This is a genomic window from Nitrospirota bacterium (assembly GCA_030645475.1).
In the GTDB taxonomy this organism is placed as follows: Bacteria; Nitrospirota; Nitrospiria; order Nitrospirales; family Nitrospiraceae; genus Palsa-1315.
The window spans coordinates 1-4,243 of the sequence record JAUSMA010000043.1; the positions used below are offsets into that span (position 1 = coordinate 1).

The 4,243-nt window shown below is 54.4% G+C and carries 4 protein-coding genes; all 4 read right to left on the reverse strand.

All coding sequences use genetic code 11. The features are described from left to right. On the reverse strand, nucleotides 1-834 hold an 834-nt coding region (locus Q7U76_08865), incomplete at its 3' end, for an N-acetylneuraminate synthase family protein (protein MDO8356485.1). A gap of 30 nt (nucleotides 835-864) precedes the next feature. Next, complete coding sequence (locus tag Q7U76_08870; protein ID MDO8356486.1) at nucleotides 865-2,694, reverse strand: ABC transporter ATP-binding protein; 1,830 nt, start codon at nucleotides 2,692-2,694, stop codon at nucleotides 865-867. Beyond that, a complete protein-coding gene (locus tag Q7U76_08875; protein MDO8356487.1) occupies nucleotides 2,678-3,499 on the reverse strand; it encodes a class I SAM-dependent methyltransferase in 822 nt (273 codons plus the stop codon). The genes Q7U76_08870 and Q7U76_08875 overlap by 17 nt, the downstream gene beginning before the upstream one ends. A 249-nt stretch (nucleotides 3,500-3,748) precedes the next feature. Further along, nucleotides 3,749-4,243: hypothetical protein (locus Q7U76_08880; protein MDO8356488.1), on the reverse strand; the 495-nt coding region annotated here is incomplete at its 5' end.

Consider the following 4,243-nt stretch of genomic DNA (forward strand, 5'->3'; position numbering starts at 1 on the left):
GGCTCCCTCTCGCTCGCAGGGAGCAGGTTCCTTTCTCCCATGCCCGATCATTCCCTTTACGCGTCGGATGTCAGACACCAATTGCGCAAAATTCTCCGGCCCGGCAGAAACTTTCCAGTCTTGCGCATTGGGCACATTGCGCAGAATCGTAATATGCTTTTCAATAATCGCCGCTCCTCGGGCAACGGCCGCCAAGACAGCCACGTTATCCTCCGTGTGATCCGAGTATCCGACAGGCCCCAGAAAAATCTCACTCAATCGGCCCATAGCCGCCAAGTTCACCTGATCGGAAGGGGTGGGATAGGACGTCACGCAATGTAATAGCGCGAGTTCCTGGCAACCTGCAACCGCACATGCTTCGATAGCCTCTTGCACGTCCGATTCGCCGTACATTCCGGTTGAAACGATCATGGGCTTGCCTATTGAGGCCAGCTTCGAGAGAAAGGCCGGGTTGTTCCGTTCTCCAGAGCCGACCTTCACCGCAGGCACGTCGAGATCCTGAAGCCAACGGATACGGGTTTCATCGTGCGCCGTTGCAAGGAAAATAAGCCCGCGTCGGCTACACAAATCCTTTAGTTCCCGCGCTTGCACAAATGTCAGATTGCGCGGGCGCAGACGCTCCCGCCAATCCTGTGCACGTCGCGCAATCAACGCCTCTACATCGAAGAACTGTGTCTTGAACGCATCGGCTCCACCATCTGCTGCCAGATTAACCAGTTGGCGGGCAAGTTCCATGTCGCCAAAATGGGAGAGTCCCCCTTCTGCAATGATAAACACAGGAGCACCGTCGCCGACCTCCCGGGCATCAATTCTGAACGACGTACAAAACGACATACTCCACACCTTCCACGTTGTGAAATCGGATCATGCGCTGGCCGGATGTTGCCGCAGCACGTCGGAATAAGTCCCGTGCATGGTTACGCGCCCGGCATCGAGCAACAGCACCTGATCACAGGTCGACACGGCACTCATTCTATGGGAGATAATGACCATAGTAATCCGGCCTCGAAGTTCTTCCAACGAACGAATGATCACCTGCTCAGTCGTAGAATCCAGCGCGCCAGTGGCTTCATCCAGCAGCAATATGTCAGGCCGCCGGTACAGAGCGCGTGCAATAGCGATCCGCTGCCGCTCCCCGCCGGAGATTCTCACGGCACGATCCCCCAGCCTGGTCCGCACTCTCTCCGGCAACCCGGCAACAAAGTCTTGCAAACCCGCCATCCTTAGACATTCCTCGACCCAAGGCTCATCAATCATGGCATCTGTGACCCCGAAGGCAACATTTGCCATGATCGTGTCGTCTGTGAAATAGGGCGACTGGGACACATAACCAATTCGTCGCTGCCAGGTTCGAGTATCAAGTGACCTGAGCGGCTGCCCATCGATCAGAATGTCTCCACTGATCGGCGTCTGTAGCCCCAGCAGGAGATCGACGAAGGTGCTTTTCCCCGCACCCGAGGCCCCGATCAACCCGTAGGATCGCCCGCGTTCCAGAGCGATCGACAAATCTGCCAGCACCGGTCGTTCAGTGCCGCTGTAACTAAAACTCACACTGTCGAAGCGGATATCCCGCCAAGCTAGAGGAACGGGCATCACTCTACCAACAGGTGTCACAGTCCGAGAAGCTTCCAGAATGCTGTGCCGTAAGGTAAGAATGCCCTCCACCCACGGTATCGCATTGAGTAGCGAAGTCATAGTCGCGGAAAGTCGAGTGACTGCCGGCACCACACGCGAGGTGACCAAGACGATGAGAGCCATCTGGGAGGCGATCTCCCCTCCCCGGCTGCCTGACTTCCAGAGAATAAGCACCACGAGCAAGAGACTGGACTGCCCCACGAGCAGCAAGAGGGAGGTCGGTAACTGCCCCAGAATCACCCCCCGAGCAGAGGCATGGCTCATTAGGCCATAAGAATCTTTGAATAATTGGAGAAAATATCCTTCTCCACCATTGACCTTGATATCTTTCACACCGGACAGAATCTGGGTTTCCATGATCATCGCCTGATCGGCTGCCTGTCGTTTTGTATTTGTCCACTTGATGATCGATGGTCGTATGACCCACAGAATCCCATACGCGAGCACAGCGACCATGGCAAGCGCGATAACGCCTCCTACTGGAGCCGTGGCCATCACCACGACCACCCCAGCAAGGATGGTGAGTCCATGGGTCAGCACTCGCAGCATATTCCCAATACAATCTCGTCCCCAGAGGGCAATGTCATTGTGGAACAGCCGAACCAATTGGGCCGCATTTCTCTCAAGAAACCACGGGTATGGAGCCGCGATCGTTTCGCCTAACAACTCGTGTGCCAGTCGCGTCTGGATGCGGGATACAAAAACTTCGATCGCAGACTGAACGGAAAGATTCCCAGCCTGCCCAACGGCTATACAGAAGAGCGCAGTACCGCTAAGCAGGAAAACGAATTGCTCTACCGGCAGACTACCTAAGATTTCGTGCAAGAGCTGCATTGCCCTATGACTCTGCAACAGATCAGGCTCCACAACAATTCCGACAACCGGCAAAACCAGAAGCATGGCCACAACCTGCACAACTTCAGTCAGGGAAACGAGCACACTGAGCAGGATAGCCCTCCTGCGCTCAGGCTCTGTCAGGAGTCGCAGCCCCCGAGGAAGAATTTCAAGGAGCTTCCCCTGGAAATGAGGTCCGTTCGGCATATCAATGAACTTTGGCATTTGGGGATGGGGCGGGCACCACTTCGGCAACTAACATGGCCACACCATGTGTGTGCTTAAGTGGCAGCTGTCGAAAAAGTGCGATGGGAGCAAATCCGGCTGCTTGCATCATCCTCAGGTCCGCCCGAAAGTAGTTTCGGACCAAAAGATTCAAGTAGCCCAGCCAGTCATTGGCTTCGCGGAAGGCTTCAAGAAACACGACGTATCGACAAGTGACTCTTCGAATCTCTGCGAGCACCTGAGGGAGAATTGGCCACATTTGCTCAAGTGCCAACACGGTAAATGTGAGATCGAACGATTTGTCAGGAGCCGATAAACACTTCGCGTTGCCCTGACGAAAATCAATCCGACGCACTGCCTCCATCGCTGTCACATCATTCCGGCCAACAAGCTTTGCCAAATTCGGCGGAAGGCTTTGTCTCTCCTGGAGACTCTTGGCCACAGCAACTCCCTCATGTGTCAGCTCGTACCCGCAGAACGGCATGTCAGAAAAACGCGGCGCCAGATAAATGAGGTTCTTGCCGGAGCCGAATCCTACTTCACAGATCGAAGATGGCTTGAGCTGACCAACGACATCCGAAAGAGTTGCAAGATAGGCGGCGTAAAGCCCACTGGGAGGTAAGACCAATAAGCTTTCGTTGCCTAGCTTGAAGGGGTTTGAGCGAGCCGTGGATGCCAGACAAGCATCAAAGGCCTCTACCCCGGTGTCGGCATAGGAATCAGAATAGTGCCTCTCGGTAGACTCCTGAGACCGTTCCCTCTTGAAGCGAATGATTTGCTGAAGTCCTAGCTGAATTGTTGACACCAGCGTCCCGCGACGACGTGAACGACAGAGTGCACGCCCTTCCAAACTTGCCTGGGGAATTATAGCCTTCAGATATGGCGAAACCGCCTCGATAAGGCGTTCCTGGGGGAGCGATTCAATTCTCACGGCCATCCTGGTATATACCTTTATAGTTTCGAGTTACCTTGCATCGACCACGACTGTGTCCGTCTCTACCAGCTGAAGATACCGGCAATACAGGGCTTTCCCCAGATTTGCTCACAGCGCATGTCATGCGGAAAATTCTTTGGCGAGACCCATCTTATATGTGTGGTAATGCCTATGAGAGGAAGCAACCCAATCACGGATGGTCCTTAATTCCCTTGCAATGACTTCCTGATTCTTGGACCAAAGATCAGGGAGCGTTTCATAAATCGGACTCTGCACGGGATCATCCTCAAGAATGAAGCCCCCCTGCCACGAGGGACGACAAAAATGCCACCCGGCAAGAATTTGCGCTCGCCTCGATGTTTCTGAAATATCCACGTCCTTCCACCATTCAGTGGCAAGACTTTGAAGATACTCCTCTCTCGATCGTGGCCATTTGGCAATCCCCAGTTCATGATACCAACCTTTGTCTGCTACCAGAACCGGCTTCGCCACTGCCGCGAACTCAACCCCCGCAGTTCCGTGATAGGTAAGCAGCCCATCGACCGCGTCCATCAGAGCCGCACCATTCCATTCCTTGGGAACCTGTTGAATATGCCCCACGAGGTGCGCGGGCAT